Below are 17,562 nucleotides of genomic sequence, written 5' to 3'. Positions count from 1 at the left end.
GTGCGACGGTTCGTGATCGCGCTGATTCCCGTCAGCATGATCGTGAAGGTCGTGCCCGCATGTCATCCCGTCCGACTTGCCCGCCAACGCGCGCCCAACAACTCGGTGCCGCTCCCAACGAGTTGTGCAGCGCTGATTTGCTGCCGGCGTTGCTGGAGGCGGTCCGGGACGTTGCCCGTGCCGAAAACTCATCCGCCCTGGTGGGAGGGGGTGCACGAGTTGATCGCGGTCGGGCGGGATCACGTGCTGGTGAAGTTGGTAATCAACACGGCATGATGGTCCGCCGTGCTGCTGCGACTTGCCTATCTGGGTGTGACGAACGCGTTCGCGATGCTGCGCCTGCTGCCGAAGAGCGACCGGGACAAGGTCGTCGAGATCCTCGCCCTGCGCCATCAGATCACGGTGCTGAAGCGCCAACTCGGCAAGGAAGGGGTGCGATTCAGCCCGAGTGACCGGGCGTTTCTGGCGGCACTGCTGCACCGGCTGCCTGTCGCAACGGCTTGAACAGTTGCGGTCCGGGCCGCGGGGCCTCGCCCTTGCGGGCGGGCCGCAGCAGCCGGATGTCCAGCTCCGTCAGTCGGTGCTCGAAGTCCCGGCCAAAGTAGGTCTTGTCGCCGATCAGCGTCTGTCCGGGGCGGTTGGTGACCAGCGCGGGCTCGACGTCGAGCATGGCCCAGTAGCGTCTCGCGCTCGTCGGCCTCGGCACCAGTCAGGGCGAACGCGACCGGCAGGCCGTGCAGCGTACACACCAGGTGCAGCCGCAGTCCCCAGAAGAACCGCGAGTGACTGGCGCAGTAGCCGTACTCGGCCCATCCCGCTAGGGCCTGTGCGATGTCGTGATCAACATTGTCGAACCGGATCCACTTGGAAGGCGGATCCGGTAGGAAGACAGTCGTGACGCGTAGGCAACTCACCGACCGACAATGGAAGTTGATCGAGCCGTTCCTGCCGATAGGCGAGTACGGCCCGTACCCCGAGCGGCTGCGGGAGCAGTTCGAAGGGGTGATCTGGCGGTTCCGCACCAGCAGTCAGTGGCGGGAGATGCCGGGCGAGTTCGGCCCGTGGCCGACGGTCTACGGTCGCTTCCGGGTCTGGAGGGACGCCGGCGTGTTCACCACACTGCTGGAAGGTGTGATCGCCGAGGCCGCCCGGCAGGGGAAGACGGACTTGTCCCTGGTCAGCGTGGACTCCACGACCGCCCGCGCCCACCACGACGCCGCCGGGATGTGCATCGGCAAGGAGGTCATGGACGCCCTTGAGGAAGCCGCCGCCGACCAGGAGCGGGCCCGGCAAAAGGGGGCGGCCCGACGACTTCACCATCAACACCACCGCCTCCACCGTGACCTGCCCCGCCGGCCACACCGTCGCCCTCTCCGGCCCCGGCGGACAGCACCAGCAGCGCACGGCCGCCTTCAAAGGTCTGTGCACCGGATGCCGCCTGCGCGAGCGGTGCAGCAAAGCCAAAGCCGGCCGCATCCTGACCATCCGGCCGCACCACGACCTCCAGACAGCCGCCCGCCGCCAGGCTGCCACCGATTCCGGCTGGCAGGCCGACTACCGCCGCTGGAGACCACCGGTCGAACGGGCCGTCGCCTGGATCGTCCACCGCGGCAACCGCAGACTCCGCTACCGCGGCACCATCACCAACAACACCTGGCTCCACACCCGAGCAGCCGCCCTCAGCCTCCGCCGAATGATCAACCTCGGACTCACCCACACCGGCACCACCTGGACCATCGTCCCCACCACCGCATAGCAACAAGGGGCGCCCCGGCCGGGACGCCCCTCCAACAACCAAGATCTTCACTGACCTTCTAGCCGACGCTGATATGGAGGGCCGGATCGACTGGTCCATGGTGAGTGCGGACTTCACGGTGTGTCGCGCCCACCAGCACGCCGCGGCGCTCATAAGCAAGCGCCGCGGAAACCTCGGAGACGTGCCCGGCCCGTTGAGCATCGCGCCGATGAAGCCCTTGGCCGTTCGCGCGGCGGGTTGAGCACGAAGATCCATGTGGCTGGTGAGGGTGGGCTGCGGCCGTTAGCCCTGTTGGTCACGCCGGGCCAGTGGGGTGATGCGCCGCAACTGATACCGGTCCTGGAGCGGGTCCGCGTCCCGCGCCTGGCAGGCGGGCACCCGCGCACACGGCCGGATCACCTCAGTGGCGATAAAGCGTACAGCTCTCGTCGCAACCGCCGATACCTGCGCCGCCGGCAGATCAGGTACACCATTCCCGAGCGCCGGGACCAGAGGGCCCACCGCAAGCGCCGCGGCAGCAAGGGCGGCAGACCTGCCGGATTCGACCGGGCACGGTATGCCCGCAGGAACGAAGTCGAGCGAACGATCAATCAGCTCAAGGGCTTCCGTGCCGTGGCAACGCGGTATGACAAGCGCGCCTATATCTTCCACGGCGCACGGTCACTGTCGCCTCGATCCGATTGTGGCTACGAACCTGAACCGCCAGACGGTTCCTGGTCGAGTTCACCGGCCCAGCGTTCGGACCAGCGGTGCAGTCCTCGAAGCTGCGCGCAGGCATCCTTGCCGAGAGCCGTCAGACGGTAGCCGTCCTGAGCAGCGCGCTCGACGAGGCGGGTGTCCTGCAGTTCCGTGAGACGCTGCTGAAGCACGCTGGATGACATGCCGTCGCAGCGTTGCTGCAACGGCCGGAAACCAAGCGCCTCACTTCGAAGTTCCCACAAGATGCGCAAGGTCCAGCGTCGCCCGAACAGGTCGAGGGCGGCCATGAGAGGACGGCCCGTGGACGAGCCGCGGACTGGGCGTCGAGGTACTGGAGCTGCCGTCATCAAGCCTGCCGATCTGCATGGGATGGCGCTTCGGATTCAGAAACAGTACCCTCCCGCCAGGCGCTTCTAAAACAGAAGCATCCATGGGGAGGTCTCATGACTGTTCGCATCCCACCAGTCCCTGCCCCCTACTCTCCTGACGTTGCATCAGCACTGCGCCGCATGATGCCGCCCGGGGAAGAACCAATCGCCCTCTTCCGAACCTACGCGCGCAACATGCGCCTGGCGGAAGCGCTTCACGCCTTCGGCTCCTATCAGCTCCGCAGGCGCCTCGGCCTTGGCCTGCGAGACCGAAAACCATCACGGATGCCGGTACTTCGTGACCTCCGGGTCCCGGGCCGTGTCGTCCGCGGCTCGCTGGATCCGGTCGATCGTCTCGGCGGGCTTGATGCGGTCCGCCATCATCTCACCGATGAGACCGGCGATCACCTCCCGGTTGAGCGTCTGGTACCAGTCGGTGCGCGGCGCAATGATGTTGCTGCCCGCGGCGGCCAGCATCGCGTCCGCGGAGGCGAGTCCGGAAGGCAGGTCCATGTCCTCCAGCGCGCCGCGCACGGTGGTCAGGGACGAGGAGTGCAGCGCGAAGTCCCGCGCGGACTGCCGGCCGAGCATGAGGCGCAGCAGTTCCAGGGCCCCCTTGGGGTTTCGCGCGCCGCGCGGTATCACATACGCCTCACCGACCTGGGCCCACACGGTGGCGAAGGACAGCGCGTCCGAGGCGTCGAGGCCGGACGGCGGGGCGACGGTCATCCCGAAACCCTCGGGGGTGGCGCCCGCGGTCTCCTTCTCCACCCAGGTGCCGTTGGGAATGAACAGCGCCTCGCCCTTCGTCCACGCCGTCTGCGACTGGACGTGGTCGAGCTCCGGAGTGCCGGGCAACACATATCCGCGGACGGTGAGTTCGTGGTACGCCTCGAAGGCCTGCCGCACCGCCGGATGCTTCCAGGCGTTGGGTTCCAGGTTGTCGATCGACTTCAGTACGTCCGTGCCGCCGATCTTGGCGATGAAGGGGTACAGCGTCCACTGGAGGTAGTACGGGTACGCGCCGGGGTAGGTCCACCCGGCTATCCCCTCCTTCTTCGCCTCGGCGCACAGCGCCAGCATCTCGTCCCAGGTCTTCGGGTACGACCAGCCGTGCTTGTCGAGGAGTTGCTGCGAGTACCAGATGCCGAAGGCGGTGTAGGCGTAGTTGAGCGCCCAGACCTGCTCGCCGCCGAAGCGGCCCTTCGCGGCCACTCCCGGGATCAGCGTCTCGCCGACGGTGCGCTGCGGATCGTCGAGGGCGGGGGCGTCGAGGAGCGGCCGCAGATCGGTCAGTTGGCCGGCCGCGGCAAGGGCCGCGGTGGGGAGCGAGCCGGGGCCGGTGTTGTCGACCAGGTCGGGCGGGGTGCCGTCGTCGAAGCGGGGCCGGAGCACGGCCTGGATGTCCTCGACGGCGGTGTGGGTGACCTGCGCCCCGGGGAATGCCGCGCGATAGCGGTCCTCGGTGTCCAGGACATATTGGTCGCCGAGTCCGCCGTCGAAGACGACGACTTCCAGACCGTCCGTTTCCCGGACTCCGAACGGGTTTCCTGCCGCGCGCGCGATCATGTATGAAACCTCCACAGATCATGCTCCGAAAATACCCACGAAACCCTTGCACGGATTCCGCCGGGACGAATGAATGGGGGAACAGTATCGGAAGCTGGTAGGCGGAAAGCTATAGAGAAACCACAGATTTCTACAGCCTCGATCACTGCATTGAAGCGTCGCCTGAACTGCACACATGCGCATTTCTGCCGGTACGCGGCACGCGCATACGGCAGTTTTGGCAGCACATTTCGAGGGAGTTGCCGGAGGTACTACTTCCGGTTTCCTGAAGGTTCATTGACACCGCGTATGCGGCAGCGGGATGTTTGCCCCGCACATTTCATCCACTGTCCGGGAAGGTGCTTGTGACCGCCGATCTGCAAACCCACACATTCAAAGTTGACCATGCCGGGAACGACCTTCCGTATATCCTTTCCGTACCGCGGAAATACGGCGAGGACGAGACGGTCCGCTGGCCGCTGCTCCTCTTTCTGCACGGCGCCTCGGAGCGGGGCGACAATCCCCTCGACCTCGCCGCGCACGGCCCGGTCAAGCAACTGGCGCAGGGCGCCGAACTGCCCTTCGTCGTCCTGGCCCCGCAGTGTCCCGGCTACAGCACCTGGGCAGCCGAGATCTCCGGGGTGTATGCCCTCCTCGACCGGGTCGCCGAGGAGTACCGCATCGACCCGGACCGGGTGTACGTGACTGGTCTGAGCATGGGCGGCGCGGGCACCTGGGCGATCACCGCGCGCTACCCGGAGCGGTTCGCCGCCGCCGTGCCCATCTGTGGATCCTGGATGCCCGAGGCCGCGGACCGGATCGGCATGCTCCCGGTGTGGACCTTCCACGGCGAGGAGGACCACAACATCCCCATCAGCCACACCGAGAAGATCGTCGACGCACTTCACGAGCGCGGCAACCAGGCACGGTTCACCCGCTATCCCGGCGTCGGACACGACTCGTGGACCCGGGCGTACGACAACCCCGAGGTCTACGACTGGCTGCTCGCTCAGCGCCGCGGTGCCTGACGCCCAGCACCTGCCACGGCCCCTGGCCCACAGCACCTGAACTCCCACGCAGACCCGCCCGCCGGAGGCAGCACACCTCCGGCAGGCCGCGCACGTTGCGCACCGGGCCGCGGCCATTCCGCACCCGGCCAGTCGCTCACAACTTCCCCCGCAGCGCCCGTAGTTCCTCCCGCAACTCGGCGTTCTCCCGCTCAAGGCGGTCCAGTCGATCCCTCGTGGGCGCCAGCGCATCGGCAAGTTCCCGCTCGCTGAACCGCGGGGTGATGTGACGATGGCAGTTCCAGTCCCAGCCCTCGACCGCGATGGTGACCAGACGCTCCACCCGGCCCTCGGTCCGCGGCGACCCCAACCGCTCGGCCAGTTCGGGCCGCTCGCCCGCGCCGGTGACGGTGGCGTGCCCGTACATCTTCAGCCGGGCACCCCGCGCATGGTCCAGGAGGAAGAGCGCAACCCGGTCATCACCACGGAGATTCCCGGTGGTGATGTACTGCCGGTTGCCCCCGACGTCCGCGAAGGCGACCGTCCGCTCGTCCAGGACGTGCAGAAAGCCGGGCGGGCCGCCGCGGAACTGGATGTACGGCCAGCCGGTCTCCCCCACGCTGCCGAGCAGGAACCCGTCGAGGCCGGCGATGAAGCCCGCCTCGACGGAGGTGAGCGGATCGCACCGGTCGGCCGGGGCGCGCAGGCGGCGGCCCGCCGCAAGGGCGCTGCCCATCTCGGCCTGGACCTCGCGTACCGTCGGCGTGTACGCGAGGTGGGCGTAGCGGCTCATGCGGGCCTCGCCGTCTGCTCGGCTCCGCGAGAGGCCGGCAAACCCGCTCCGCGAGGGCGCGGCACTTCCGCTCCGTGAGGACCGGGTAACTCCGCTCCGAGGGCCCCCGGCAAGGCCGCCCGGCCCGAGCCGACGAGCCCGGTCTGCGCCGCCATGACCCCGGCCTGGAAGCGGCTTCTCGCCGCCAAGTCCTGCATGATCGCCGAGATATGGCGACGGAAGGACCGCTCGGACAGACCGATCCGGCGGGCGATCACCTCGTCCTTGATGCCCGCCGCGAGCAGCTCCAGGATGGTGGCCCGCAGGTCGTCGCGGGCGCCCGCGTAGCCGACCGCGCCGCGCTCCATCGGGAACGCGGACTCCCACACCAGATCGTGCAGACCACCGAGGAACCTCGCCACCGTCGGCTCAAACACCACGGTGACTCCCGTGCCGCTCTCGCCGGCGCCCTCCGCCGGGACGAACGCGGTGCTGCGGTCAAACACCAGCGACCGCCCGTGCACCTCGCGCGAGGTACGTACGGCCGCGCCCGCGGCGACCAGGTCACAGACTCGGGAGCGGGTGCCGGCGTCGCCGCGGGCCGTGTGCGGGTACAACACCCGCACCTGCACGCCCCGTTGCAGCGCGTCCAGAACCAGCGGATGGGCCTGCCGCAGCTCGGTGTGCTCCTGCGCCACACAAGGCTGCATCAGCAGGATCTCCCGGGTGCAGCGCTGCGCTGCCTCGAGGAGTCGCAGTTCGATCTCGTCCGGGTCGTCGGTGACGACCACCCTCTCCCAGCGCGGCCGGTCGCGCCGGCCGGCCTCGAAGGCCTTCATGAAGGACTGTAGTTGCCCCTTGACCCCGGCCAGTCTGCGCCGGTTGTCATGGATTGCGAGCTCCAGCGGGACCAGGAGTTCACTCTGGGCCGCCGCGAGATCGACGGCCACCAACTCCCCGGTGCCGGCCCCGTTTTCCTTCACCAGCTGCAGTCCGCGGAGCACACCGAGGGCCTCCTCGACACGCTGCCGGGAAGCGTCCAGGGCCCGCCCCACGGTGGCGCGGGTGACGCCGCCCTGGGCGAGGAGGTACTCGTAGACCTGCACCGCGAAGGCGTCGACCGACGCAGGCACCGGATCCGGTGCGGGAATGGTGTACAACGTCACTTCCTCCGGTCGGCTCCGGCGGTCCGCGGGCCGTCGGATACGGCGGCACGCAACTGCCGGATGGCGGGTACGGCGAGCAGCAGACCGCTGCAGAGCAGGCCGAGCACGGTCGCAAGCACCATCAGCGGGCGTGCACCGACCAGGGACGAGAGCGGGCCGGCCAGCGAACGGCCAAGCGCCATGGAGACCAGCGAGCCGGCCACGTCGTAGGCGTAGACGCGGTTGAGCAGGTCGGCGGGGATCTGAGTCTGCACGGTGGTGGTCCAGATGACCGCCCAGAACGCGAGCCCGGCACCAGCCACCGCCCATACCAGCGAGAGCACCACGATGTTCGGATGCACCGCAGTCACCACCGGGAACAGCGCGTACAGTGCCCAGCCGGCGGAGCCCGCGGCGAGCGGACGGCTGCTGCGCACCTTGATGGCCACCATGCCTCCGATCACACCGCCGCCGCCGAGCGCGGCCATGCCGATGCCGAGGCCGGTCGAGCCGAGATGGTCGACGACCAGGTCGGCGCCGACCGGCAGGGACACACCGGCGACGAAGCAGCCGTACAGAAGGAAGGTGGAGATAACGCCCCACAGCCAGGGGCGGGAGCGGAACTCCGCCCAGCCGGTTGCCAGTTGGCGCAGCATGGACTCTGCGCGCTCGGCCTGCGTCACCTTGAGGCGCAGGCCGAGCAGGCAGCCGCCGCTGATCGCATAGGTGGCGGCGTAGAGGGCGAAGACGGTGCCGGCTCCGGAAAACCCGACCAGGGCGCCGGCCAGCGCCGGGCCGAGCACCCCGACCGTCGACTCGGCGATGCGCAGGGTTCCGTTGGCCCGCTGCACATCGCCGGCGACCTGCGGGACCATGCTCGCCACGCCCGGCTGGAAGAGGGCGGTGGCGCAGCCGGAGAGGAACTGCAGCCCCACCACGGCCCACAGCGAGATGTGGTCGGTGACGAACATGACGGCCATCACGGCCTGGATGACGAGGCGCACCAGGTCGGCGATCACCATCATGCGGCGGGGCGTGAACCGGTCGGCGAGGACCCCTCCGAACAGCATGCACAGAGCTAGTGCGCCCATCCAGGCACCGAGCGCGTAGCCGACGCCCGCGTTGCCGTAGCCAGCTTCGAGGAGGCCGACGGAGAGTGCGACCGGCAGCATCGCGTCGCCGAGCAGCGAGCTGGTGCGGGCGCCGAAGTACAGGCGGAAGTTGGTGGTCCACAGCGGTCCGCCGACCGCGTCCGCCTCATCCGTGCGGAGTTCGGTCTCGGCGCTCACTTTGCGTCACCTTCCTGGAGGCGTCCGGTGGATTCGGCGAGCACGGGCAGTCCGGCCCAGGCCGCGGGGTCCGACCCTTCGCCGTCCGGTGCGGTCGGGTGGACCAGGTAGTGGTGCGGGGCGATCGCGGTCACCCGGCCGGGCAGCGCCACCAGGGTGCGCTCGTGGACGGCCCGCGGGTCGGCCGGCGCGACCAGATGGCACACCAGGCGATGGCCGAGCTCCTCGTCGGGCGCGGCGGTGACCAGATGCGGGTCGTCCCCCATGACGTCCGAAAGCAGTGCCTGTACGGCGTCGAGCTCGATCCACGAGTGATCGCTCAGGATCCAGCCCTCGCCGCGCTCCACGGGCGGCAGCGTCGTCAGCGACGGCAGGTCCTTCAGCGGCAGATCACCCTCGGCCGCCACGTGGAGGAGCTTCAGCAGGGCCCGGCCGAACTCCTCGGCCTCGGCCTTGTCGAGGGTCTGTGGGTCGACCCACAGGGCGAGTTCGAACTCCTGATCCATCCGGTACAGGCAGGCGAAGAACCGACAGGGGATGTCCTCGGCGGGCAGCCAGCCGATGCTGCTGTCGCCGTGCTCCGCGTCCCCCTCGGGCGGCGGCTGATGGCCGGGGATCCATACCCCGGGCAGCCGGCCGCGCGCGGACTGGTCGGGCGACTCGGCGGCGGTGGCGAGCGCGCTCATATCGTTGAACACCAGGTCACGGGCGAAGCTGATGCCACGCTCGCCGCTGACGCCATTGATCACTTGCCACACCGCGGTCGGGTCGAACCAGCTGCTGCGGTACGCCGGCAGTGCCGCGGACCGGACCTTGCGTACGACGTCATCGAAGCTCTCCAGGCCGTCGAACTCGACCGGAAGCAGCGCGTCCTGGGCCAGTGAGCCGAAGAACCCGCGCAGCTTGCGCACCACCCGGTTCCCGGACAGGGAGGTGGTGACCACCGTGCGGTGCCCGGTGCGGTGCCCGAGCAGCGCGGTGAGTGCGGCGAGTGCCACCGCGGAGGTGCTGGCACCGGTACGCGCGGCGATCGTCTCGAGATGGCCGGGGGTGGTACGGGAGCGGATGCTCAGCCCCGCATGCAGCCAGGACGTCTTGGCCGGGGCATGGTGCGAGGGCGTGAACATCGCCTGCGGCACCTTGCGCAGCAGGGTCTCCCAGTAGCGCAGCGCGCCCTCGCCGAGCCTGCGGATGCTCGCGCTGCGCTCCAGCTCGACCACGTCCACGGGTTGCAGCACCGCCGGCGGCAGCGGCCGGCCCGCCGCCAGTGCGCTCCACTCGCTGTGCAGCGTCTCGCAGGCGGCGACGTCCATCGCGGCGTGTGTGACGACCCACACCAGATGGCGCGGGGTGCCGCCCTCGGTCACCACGGCGGCCCTGAACGGCAGTTCGGCGACGAGGTCGAAGACGCGGGCCCGCAGGCTGCGCGCGGTCTGCTCGGCGGCGGTCAGCGGGTCGCCGTCCACCTCCACTACCTGGATGGTGAACTCCCCTTCACCGGCTACCTGTTGTTCGGGCGGCGTGGTGAACCGATAGGTGGTACGCAGCGACTGATGCCGTTCGACCAGGGTGCGCACGAGCTCCGCGATCCGGTCCAGGCCGCTGGTGGGCGGCGCGTCGAAGACCATCGCGAGGTTGAGGCGGGTGGGGTCGTCGTCGATGGTGATGGCACGCACGATGTTGGCGTGCCCGAAGGACAACGGTCCACTGCGGCGGGACAGACCGGAGAAGGGCACCGTGAGCTGGGGCAAGGGGTCACCTCGTATGGGGTGGCGGATGTGGCAGACGTGATACTCGGAAGGGGACCTGGGCCCGCTCCCGCGGGGATGACGTCAGTGCTGCTGCACGCAGAGCGCCACGGACGCATCGTCGTACGGTGTCGCGGCGAGGAAGGCGTCCGGGCCGTCGCTGGCGAACCGGTCGAGGAGTTGCGGCCAGTTCTTCGTGTACGGTTCGGCCAGCCGGTACGCGCCTGGCGTGAGCAGACAGACCTGGTGGACGTCCTTGGCGGGCAGACTGCCGACGACGGCGCTCGCCGCCGCCTCGGATGCGCCGCCGCCGAGCGGGCGGACGTCGCGTACGGCATTCACGGTCAGGTCGGGGAACTGGACCAGGGCGGCCATGCCGCCGAGGATCAACAGGTCGAGGAATCCGCCGCGTTCGCGCACTGCGCCAACGGCCGGAGCTGGGCCGGGAGAGTGCTCGCACTGCTGGCGGTGGGTGTCCTGGACGGTGCCGAGCGCATCACGCAGCAGCTGGGAAAGGGGCGCGTCCTCGTGCCGGATCAGATCCTGGGCCAGCCGGCTGCCGAGCTCCTGCACCAGCCGGCGCCCGCCGTGGCCGCAGCCGTCCTGGGCGGGGCCGGTTCCGTCGAGCAGGACGGCGAAGTGGCCTCCGGTGACAACAAGGTCCTCGCTGACACCCATGCCTCTCCCCGTCCGTGTGGCGCTGGTGATCTCCACGCGACCCGCCCCTTCAGTGGCCTGTACCTCTCCGGAATGGTCTGTACCTATCAACCTTGAGCGTACGGAGGGCTGTTGGACACCCGGCCACAGTGTGGCTATAACGCGCAGGCGGTACGAGGCTGCCGTTTCTGCCTTGTCATTACGTCGCTGACCTGCCCGAACGCCGCCACGCCCGGAGCCGGCCCGGGCGTGGCGGCAGAAAACTCAACGCCTCCCCCCGGCAGCTCGCCGCACCCCCGGACCGGCGTGGTCGGCAAGGCGGGCGGCAAAGTCCCGGTAGCCGGGCATCCCCATCTCCCGGAAGAGCAGCAGCCCTTGGCGTCGGTGCCCGAAGGCGAGGTCCTGCTCGCCCCGCGCCGCGTACGCGCCGGCGAGGACCAGGTGGCTGCGGCCCTCTCCGGGCCGGTGGCCGGTCTGCCGGTGCATCGCGAGCGCCCGCCCCGCCTCCTCGATCGCCGTCTCGGCGTCGCCGAGCCGCACCCGGGCCAGGGCGACGACTTGCAGGGCGCTGGCCTCGAGCACCCGGAACTCCGCCTCTCTGGCGAGCGCAAGCGCCTGGCCCGCGGCGTCCAGGGCCTCCTCGGGTTCATCGCGCCGTACCGCCACGGCGGCCAGGCCGATCAGCCCGGCGGCCTGCGGGAAGCGGTCGTTGACCAGTGAGGCCAGATGCAGCGTCAAGCGGTAGCTGTCCCCCGCCGTCTGTTCCCCGGCCCGTTCCTGGGCGGCCCCCATCGCGAACCACGCGTTCGCCTCCAGGCGCCGGTCCTGCAGGGCCTGCGCGGAGGCGACGGCGTCCTGGGCGAGACACAGTCCGCGGACGTGGTCGCCCAGGTCCGAATGGGCCGCTGAGAGACAGCTCAGCGCCACGGTCGCGCTTGCCTTGTTGCCGCCCTCGGCATGCACGGCAAGCGCCCCGTTCAGCACCTCGATCGCCTCGGCAGTGCGGCCCATCGCCCGGTAGACGACTCCCAGATTGGTGCGCGCGATCGCCGCTCCGCCGACCGAGCCCAGCTCGTCGCGGAGCCTGGCTGCCTGCGTGTAGTGCTCCGCGGCCTCGTACAGCCGCCCCATCTTCCAGCAGATCAAGCCCAGGTTCATCAGGTCCTCGGTGGCCCCGTGCCCGGTGCTGCGGGGGGTGAGGTCGCGGGCCAGGGAGAGGAACTGCGAGGCCTTGCCCATCGCGCCGTTCTCCTGGTGCGCCGCCCCGATCCGCCTCAGCGCCATGGCCTGTCCGTCGCTCCAGCCTGTCCGCTCGGCGAGGTCCAGGGCGCGGGCGTACTCCTCCTCGGCCTCGGCGTTGCGGCCCCGCACCCAGTGGCAGTCGGCCAGGCGCAGCCGCGCGGCCGCCTCGGCCCGCGGCCCGCCGTCCGCGACCGCAGCGGCAAGGCTGGCCGCCGCGACGGCGAGCCGGTCGGCGGTGTGCATGCCGAGCGAGAGGAAGCCATGCAGGGCCTCGGCCAGGCGCCAGGCCACCGTGTGCCGCCCGGTCTCGGCAGCGTACCGGACGGTGCTGACCAGGTTCTCCCGCTCCGTCGTCAGCCACTCGCCGGCCTGCGCGGCGTCGGCCGGTTCGTCCGGGCCCGACTCGATCCGTCGCCGCCCGGCCGCATCGGTGTGCGCCAGATCGTCCGGGTACAGCAGCTCCGCGGCGGCCTCGGTGCGCGCCAGGTACCAGTCGAGGAGGCGCCCGACCGCCTCCGGCTCCTCGTCGCCGGCCAGTTCACGGGCGTACGACCGGAGCAGGTCATGCAGCCCGAACCGGCCCGGCGTGGGCTCCTGGACCAGATGGGAATGGGCGAGCTGGCGCAGCAGCCGGCCCGCCCGGGCGGTCTCCACGCCGATCAGCGCGGCGGCGCCCTGGACCGTGACGTCCGAGCCGGGCACGAGGCTGAGCAGCCGGAAGGTGCGGCGCGCGGCCTCCGGGAGCGCGAGGTAGGACAGGTCGAACGCGGCCCGGACGGTGGAGCGTTCGTCGCCTTCCACCTGCAGTCCGCCGATCAGGCTGCCGCCGGCCAGCTCCTGGCAGTAGGCGGCGACGCTCAGCGTGGGGTTGGCTATCAGGTTGGCCGCGGCGATCCGCAGCGCCAGCGGCAGCCAGCCGCACAGCTGGGCAAGGCGAACCACCCCGTCCGGGTCGGCGGCCGCGCGCTGCGCGCCGAGGATCCGGCCGAGCAGCGTATGGGCCTCCGAGAGATTGAGGACGTCCAGGCCCAGGCGCTGGGCCCCTGCGGTGGCGACCAGGCCGGCGAGCTGGCTGCGGCTGGTGATGACCACCCGGCAGCTGCTGCTGCCCGGCAGCAGGGGCCGTACCTGGTCCACACCGCCGGCGTTGTCCAGGACGACGAGCATGCGCCGCCCGGCGAGCAGCGTGCGGTACATCGCGGCGGCTTCCTCCTCACCGGTGGGCACACCGTCCGGGGGCACACCGAGGGCGCGCAGGAAGCGGGCCAGGACATCCGCGGGGCTCAGGGCCGGAAGCGGCGAGTGACCGCGCAGGTCCACGAAGAGCTGGCCGTCCTCGAAGTGGTCCCGGCGCAGCTGGGCCCATTCGATGGCCAGGGCGGTCTTGCCGACACCGGGCGGGCCGACGACCGTCATCACCGTGGCGTGGGTGGGCGCGTGGGTCGAGGGTCCGGTGCCGAGCAGGCCGTCCAGCTCCCGGAGTTGGCGTTCGCGGCCGACGTATGCGGAGGTGCCGGCGGGCAGTTGGGAGGGCTTGCCCGGACCGGTTCCGGGGTCGCTGGACGGGGCGGTCACGAGGCTGGGGCCCGAGCGCCGGGTCCCCGGGATCTGCTGCCGCAGCACTCGCAGCTGCACCTCCTGCAGCTCCCGGCCCGGTCTGATGCCCAGCTGGTCGTCCAGGCGCTCGCAGAAGGCCCCGTACACATTGAGCGCCGCCGCCTGCTCGCCGGACCCGGCCAGGGCGAGTACGAGCCGGGCGTGCACGCCCTCGTGCAGGGGTTCGCTGCCGGACAGTTCCCACAGCACGGGCACGGCCGGCTCCGGACAGCCCAGGGTGAGGGAGACATCGGCGTAGAGGAGTGCGGCTTCCACCCGCCGCTCGGTGGCGAGGACCGCGCTCGGGTGCTGTCCGAAGTGCGGATCCACATCGCTGAGCACCGGTCCCCGCCAGCACTGCAGGGCGAGCGCGAGCGACTGGTGGGCGACCTCGAGGTCGCCGGTGCCGTACGTCCGCTTCGCGCGCGCCACCAGATCCTGGAAGCGGCCCAGATCCGTCTGGCCGCCCTCGGCGCGCAGCCGATATCCGCCCGGTACGCGCTCCACGCTCTGAGCCGCGCCACCTGCGTTGTCACCGGCGTTTCCCAAAGCCCCTTCCGGTTCCAGGAGTTGACGCACCTGACTGACATAGGTATGGACCAAACTCCGGGAGGATTGCGGCGGCCCCGATGGCCACAGCACATCCATGATCTCCTGATGTGTTGCGGATTGGGGATGCCGCAACACCAGCAGACCGAGCAGCCGCCTGAGCATCGGCCGGGTCACCGGAATTTGGGTGTCGCCGCGCTGGACCGAAAGCGTCCCGAGAATGTGCACCCTGAATCTGGCGGAACTCCTGACCGGTTCCTGCCGGGCCGCCGCATGCAATTCAAGGACCTCCGTCCCGGGCAACTCCAATGCCGCCGCGAGCCGTTGCACGGTCCGCAGCTGCGGGCGCGCCACCCGACCGCGCTCGATATCACGTAGCGCACGGGCACTCATACCGGCTCTGGCCGCCAACTCGCGCTGGCTCAACCCGGCCCGTCTGCGCAGTGACTGGATTTTTCGACCCATGGAAATCGAACCGTTCACGGGGCTTGGTCCCTCCCTGAGATCCCGTCCGGTCCGGAACTCGACCGGATCAATTCGCGCGAATCCCTCAGCACTGCCGCACATCGACGCCGACGGAGCGGCCGTCCCTCGACGGTAGCGGGTCTAGACCACTCCTGGACATGGATCGGGAGCACTGTCCGGTCCAGGCCAGGCCGCTTCCGGCCGTTGAGCCCCGCGCGAGCGCCGCCTTACATTCGTCGACGACACAGTCCCGAGCCGATCGGAGGCCATTACTCCATGGTCAGCGAGGTCATCGACCGCAGTGAACGGTTCCAGGGAATACTGGGCCGCCTGAGCGCGAAGTCGATCGACGATTACTATAATCCGTACCGGCTTTTCGAGTGGCCCGATCAACTACCGGAAGACATGTGGTGGATGAGCCCCGAACTCACCACCACCCATGGCACCGAACTCGCCGATTCGCTGAGCGTCAAGCAACTTCAGGCGCTTTCCCGCTACGAGAGCATCAACTTCTACAGCCTGAATGTGCACGGCATCCGGGAGCTCCTCGTCGAAGTGGTCAACCGCATTCACACCAAGGGTTTCGAGGCGCCCTCGGAGTTCTTCCACCACTTCATCGGTGAGGAGAACGAACACATGTGGTTCTTCGCCGAGTTCTGCCTGCGCTACGGAAACGGGAAGATCTACCGGCAGCCGGCCGGCGGCAGTGGCGCGGTCCCCTCGGCGAAGGTGGAGAGCCTGCTGGTCTTCGCCCGGATCATGATCTTCGAGGAGCTGGTGGACCACTACAACTCCGCCATGGCGGCCGACGGACGCCTGCACGAGACCATCCGGGCCATCAACCGCATCCACCACCAGGACGAGTCCCGGCACATCGCCTTCGGCCGCGAACTGGTCCAGCTGCTCTTCCAGGACGTCAAGGCCACCGCCACCGAGGCCGAACTGGAAGAGATCTCCGCCTACTTGAAGCGCTATATGACCCACAGCTACGAGTCGATGTACCACCCTCAGGTCTACCGCGACGCGGGCCTGGACAACCCGCACGAGGCACGCCGCACGCTGCTGGCCTCACCCGCCCGGCAACGGGCCGAGGAGCAGACCTTCCGCAAGACGGCCAAGTTCCTCCAGAAGACGGGAATCATCCGGTGAACCGGCTGACCGGCAGCTCCGGCGAGCGCGCCCTGGCCATCCTCGGCCCGGAGGCGACCCGGCTCGTGCGCGAGCTCGACCAGATCTTCGGCGGCTGGGGGGTGGAGGCGGGCGCGGAGGAGATCAGCCCGCCGCCGCTGTATCCCGTGACCGACCTGGAGAAGTTCGACGTCTACGCCAACTTCCCGCAGCTCGCCTGGGTCGCGGGCGGACTCGACCTGGACCAGGGCGAGGTCAAGCCGGTGGACGGCGGATTCGCCCCGTCCACGGTGCGCGAGGTCCGCTACGGCCTGCCGCACGCCACCTGCTACGGCGCGTATCTCTACCACGAGGGCACGAGCCTGCCCGGCGACACCCTGGTGACGCTGGTCAACCGCTGCTTCCGCAACGAGGACCACTACGGCGGACTGCGCCGTCTGGCCAGCTTCCAGATGCGCGAGATCGTCGCCCTCGGAAGCTACGAGCACACCCAACAGGTCATCGCTCGCTTCACCGACCGCATCGAGGCCTTCGCCGGCAAACTCGGCCTCGGCCTCACCCGGGAGGCCGCCAGCGACCCGTTCTTCAAGAACGACGGCGCCCGCGCCCTGATGGCCAAGCTGAGCCCGGTCAAGTACGAGTTCCAGTACGGCGACCTGGCCATCGCCTCGGTCAACACGCACCGCAACTTCTTCGGCGAGCGCTGCGACATCCGCCTCGCGGCGGGCGAGCACGCCTTCACCTCCTGTGTGGCCTTCGGCCTCGAGCGCTGGCTGGCCGTCCTTTCCGAGGCCTACAACGCCGATCTGGCCGCCGCCCTCGAGGCCGTACGCGGCGCCGCCGCTGCCGTACGCCCAGCGCCATCAGCATGACCGGTCCCGCCGCTGCCGCTCGGCCGCGTATAGGCGTGGACCTGGTCCCCCTCTCCCGGATCCCGCAACTGCTCGAGCCGCAGTCGGGACCGGCCCTGCACCGCATGCTGACGCCCGCGGAACGGCAGTTGTCCGACGAGGCTGGCGCGGCCGGCCGACTGGCCGCCAAGGAAGCCGTGTTCAAGCTCTTCGGGGCGGCCTCGGGGCCGGTCCCGTGGCTCTCCACCGAGATCCTTCCCGGCCCCGGCGGCCGGCCCATGCTCCGGCTCACCGGCCGGGCCGCCCGACTCTCCGAACAGGCCGGCCTCGGACCTATCGACATCAGCATCAGCCACGACGCCGGCTGGGCCGTCGCCGTGGCGGCAGCCGTCGCCACCCCACCCGCCCCACAGCACGCACAAGCACTCCCCCAAGCCACCACCGCCCGAAGGGAAACACCATGAGCTCCGCCGTGGACACCACCGGTATCGACAAGGTCAGGGACTGGATCCTCGGACGCCACCCGGACCGCACCGAGCTGGCCTACGACGTCAACATCATCGAGAACCGCCTGGTCGACTCGCTCGCCTTCGTCGAGCTGGTCTACGCGATCGAGGACGCCAGCGGCAGGGAGATCGACTTCGACACCATCGACGTCGAGGACTTCCAGACCCTGGCCACCATCCAGGAGGCCTTCTTCGCCTGACCGCGCTCCCGACCGCGTTCCTGATCGACGACGACC

General features: G+C 69.7%; 15 protein-coding genes and 4 pseudogenes. 9 read left to right on the top strand and 10 right to left on the bottom strand.

Annotation, left to right across the window (positions count from 1 at the left end):
- The first annotated feature begins 285 nt into the window (after positions 1–285).
- On the top strand, positions 286–504 hold the full coding sequence (locus ACY0PA_RS35710; RefSeq protein WP_473081544.1) for a hypothetical protein: 219 nt from the start codon (positions 286–288) through the stop codon (positions 502–504).
- On the opposite strand, the pseudogene ACY0PA_RS35705 reads toward ACY0PA_RS35710, so the two are convergent.
- Positions 488–821 (bottom strand): annotated as a pseudogene (locus ACY0PA_RS35705) (transposase); the annotation flags it as partial. The gene ACY0PA_RS35710 and the pseudogene ACY0PA_RS35705 sit on opposite strands and share 17 nt — an antisense overlap.
- Positions 822–894: 73 nt before the next feature.
- Here ACY0PA_RS35705 and ACY0PA_RS35700 point away from each other — a divergent pair.
- From ACY0PA_RS35700 to ACY0PA_RS35690, 3 genes and pseudogenes are all read left to right on the top strand, one after another.
- Positions 895–1,368 (top strand): annotated as a pseudogene (locus tag ACY0PA_RS35700) (transposase); the annotation flags it as partial.
- The gene (locus ACY0PA_RS35695; protein WP_473086537.1) at positions 1,340–1,756 is read left to right on the top strand and encodes a transposase; all 417 of its coding nucleotides are present in this window, start codon (positions 1,340–1,342) and stop codon (positions 1,754–1,756) included. The pseudogene ACY0PA_RS35700 and the gene ACY0PA_RS35695, both read left to right, overlap by 29 nt.
- A 58-nt stretch (positions 1,757–1,814) precedes the next feature.
- Positions 1,815–2,454: pseudogene (locus ACY0PA_RS35690) on the top strand (IS5 family transposase); the annotation flags it as partial.
- Here the strand turns inward: ACY0PA_RS35690 and ACY0PA_RS35685 are convergent.
- Together ACY0PA_RS35685 and ngcE are read right to left on the bottom strand one after the other, a co-directional pair.
- Positions 2,443–2,742 carry a winged helix-turn-helix transcriptional regulator gene (locus ACY0PA_RS35685; RefSeq protein WP_473081543.1) on the bottom strand — a complete coding sequence of 100 codons (300 nt, stop codon included), beginning with the start codon at positions 2,740–2,742 and terminating at the stop codon, positions 2,443–2,445. The pseudogene ACY0PA_RS35690 and the gene ACY0PA_RS35685 sit on opposite strands and share 12 nt — an antisense overlap.
- 360 nt (positions 2,743–3,102) lie before the next feature.
- Entirely contained in the window at positions 3,103–4,392 is a 1,290-nt protein-coding gene (gene ngcE, locus ACY0PA_RS35680; RefSeq protein WP_473081542.1) for an N-acetylglucosamine/diacetylchitobiose ABC transporter substrate-binding protein, read from the bottom strand.
- Positions 4,393–4,736: 344 nt separating this feature from the next.
- On the opposite strand from ngcE, the gene ACY0PA_RS35675 reads away from it, so the two are divergent.
- Positions 4,737–5,399, top strand: coding sequence for a carboxylesterase family protein (locus tag ACY0PA_RS35675; protein WP_473081541.1), 663 nt, complete (start codon positions 4,737–4,739; stop codon positions 5,397–5,399).
- Positions 5,400–5,535: 136 nt separating this feature from the next.
- On the opposite strand, the gene ACY0PA_RS35670 is transcribed toward ACY0PA_RS35675, so the two are convergent.
- The 7 genes and pseudogenes from ACY0PA_RS35670 to ACY0PA_RS35640 form a co-directional block, all read right to left on the bottom strand.
- On the bottom strand, positions 5,536–6,171 hold the full coding sequence (locus ACY0PA_RS35670) for a pyridoxamine 5'-phosphate oxidase family protein (RefSeq protein ID WP_473081540.1): 636 nt from the start codon (positions 6,169–6,171) through the stop codon (positions 5,536–5,538).
- Entirely contained in the window at positions 6,168–7,310 is a 1,143-nt protein-coding gene (locus ACY0PA_RS35665; protein WP_473081539.1) for a LuxR C-terminal-related transcriptional regulator, read from the bottom strand. The genes ACY0PA_RS35670 and ACY0PA_RS35665 overlap by 4 nt, the downstream gene beginning before the upstream one ends.
- A 2-nt stretch (positions 7,311–7,312) precedes the next feature.
- A complete protein-coding gene (locus tag ACY0PA_RS35660) occupies positions 7,313–8,584 on the bottom strand; it encodes an MFS transporter (RefSeq protein ID WP_473081538.1) in 1,272 nt (423 codons plus the stop codon).
- Positions 8,581–10,335 carry a condensation domain-containing protein gene (locus ACY0PA_RS35655; protein ID WP_473081537.1) on the bottom strand — a complete coding sequence of 585 codons (1,755 nt, stop codon included), beginning with the start codon at positions 10,333–10,335 and terminating at the stop codon, positions 8,581–8,583. The genes ACY0PA_RS35660 and ACY0PA_RS35655 overlap by 4 nt, the downstream gene beginning before the upstream one ends.
- An 81-nt stretch (positions 10,336–10,416) precedes the next feature.
- Complete coding sequence (locus ACY0PA_RS35650; protein ID WP_473081536.1) at positions 10,417–11,010, bottom strand: hypothetical protein; 594 nt, start codon at positions 11,008–11,010, stop codon at positions 10,417–10,419.
- Positions 11,011–11,253: 243 nt separating this feature from the next.
- Positions 11,254–14,334 (bottom strand): ATP-binding protein, encoded by a 3,081-nt coding sequence (locus tag ACY0PA_RS35645; protein WP_473086536.1) that lies wholly within the window; start codon positions 14,332–14,334, stop codon positions 11,254–11,256.
- A gap of 378 nt (positions 14,335–14,712) precedes the next feature.
- Positions 14,713–14,841, bottom strand: a pseudogene (locus ACY0PA_RS35640) (helix-turn-helix domain-containing protein); the annotation flags it as partial.
- Between the two features lie 276 nt (positions 14,842–15,117).
- Between ACY0PA_RS35640 and ACY0PA_RS35635 the strand changes: the two are divergent.
- The 4 genes from ACY0PA_RS35635 to ACY0PA_RS35620 are packed head-to-tail and all read left to right on the top strand — an operon-like array spanning position 15,118 to position 17,526.
- The gene (locus tag ACY0PA_RS35635; protein WP_473081535.1) at positions 15,118–15,990 is read left to right on the top strand and encodes a diiron oxygenase; all 873 of its coding nucleotides are present in this window, start codon (positions 15,118–15,120) and stop codon (positions 15,988–15,990) included.
- Positions 15,987–16,841 (top strand): class-II aminoacyl-tRNA synthetase family protein, encoded by an 855-nt coding sequence (locus tag ACY0PA_RS35630; protein ID WP_473081534.1) that lies wholly within the window; start codon positions 15,987–15,989, stop codon positions 16,839–16,841. Before ACY0PA_RS35635 ends, ACY0PA_RS35630 begins: the two co-directional genes overlap by 4 nt.
- The gene (locus ACY0PA_RS35625) at positions 16,838–17,284 is read left to right on the top strand and encodes a holo-ACP synthase (RefSeq protein WP_473081533.1); all 447 of its coding nucleotides are present in this window, start codon (positions 16,838–16,840) and stop codon (positions 17,282–17,284) included. The genes ACY0PA_RS35630 and ACY0PA_RS35625 overlap by 4 nt, the downstream gene beginning before the upstream one ends.
- Positions 17,281–17,526 carry an acyl carrier protein gene (locus ACY0PA_RS35620; RefSeq protein ID WP_473081532.1) on the top strand — a complete coding sequence of 82 codons (246 nt, stop codon included), beginning with the start codon at positions 17,281–17,283 and terminating at the stop codon, positions 17,524–17,526. The genes ACY0PA_RS35625 and ACY0PA_RS35620 overlap by 4 nt, the downstream gene beginning before the upstream one ends.
- Positions 17,527–17,562: the final 36 nt, after the last annotated feature.

Source organism: Streptomyces sp. DS1-CR2, assembly GCF_055760475.1.
Note: the sequence above shows the minus strand (reverse complement) of the source record. Positions and strands in the feature narration are given on the sequence as shown.

Excerpts from the sequence above, each read along its gene's own strand:
- ACY0PA_RS35685 (WP_473081543.1), bottom strand. The coding sequence starts at position 2,742 with ATGGCCGCCCTCGACCTGTTCGGGCGACGCTGGACCTTGCGCATCTTG.
- ngcE (WP_473081542.1), bottom strand. The coding sequence starts at position 4,392 with ATGATCGCGCGCGCGGCAGGAAACCCGTTCGGAGTCCGGGAAACGGAC.
- ACY0PA_RS35670 (WP_473081540.1), bottom strand. The coding sequence starts at position 6,171 with ATGAGCCGCTACGCCCACCTCGCGTACACGCCGACGGTACGCGAGGTC.
- ACY0PA_RS35650 (WP_473081536.1), bottom strand. The coding sequence starts at position 11,010 with ATGGGTGTCAGCGAGGACCTTGTTGTCACCGGAGGCCACTTCGCCGTC.
- ACY0PA_RS35635 (WP_473081535.1), top strand. The coding sequence starts at position 15,118 with ATGGTCAGCGAGGTCATCGACCGCAGTGAACGGTTCCAGGGAATACTG.
- ACY0PA_RS35625 (WP_473081533.1), top strand. The coding sequence starts at position 16,838 with ATGACCGGTCCCGCCGCTGCCGCTCGGCCGCGTATAGGCGTGGACCTG.
- ACY0PA_RS35620 (WP_473081532.1), top strand. The coding sequence starts at position 17,281 with ATGAGCTCCGCCGTGGACACCACCGGTATCGACAAGGTCAGGGACTGG.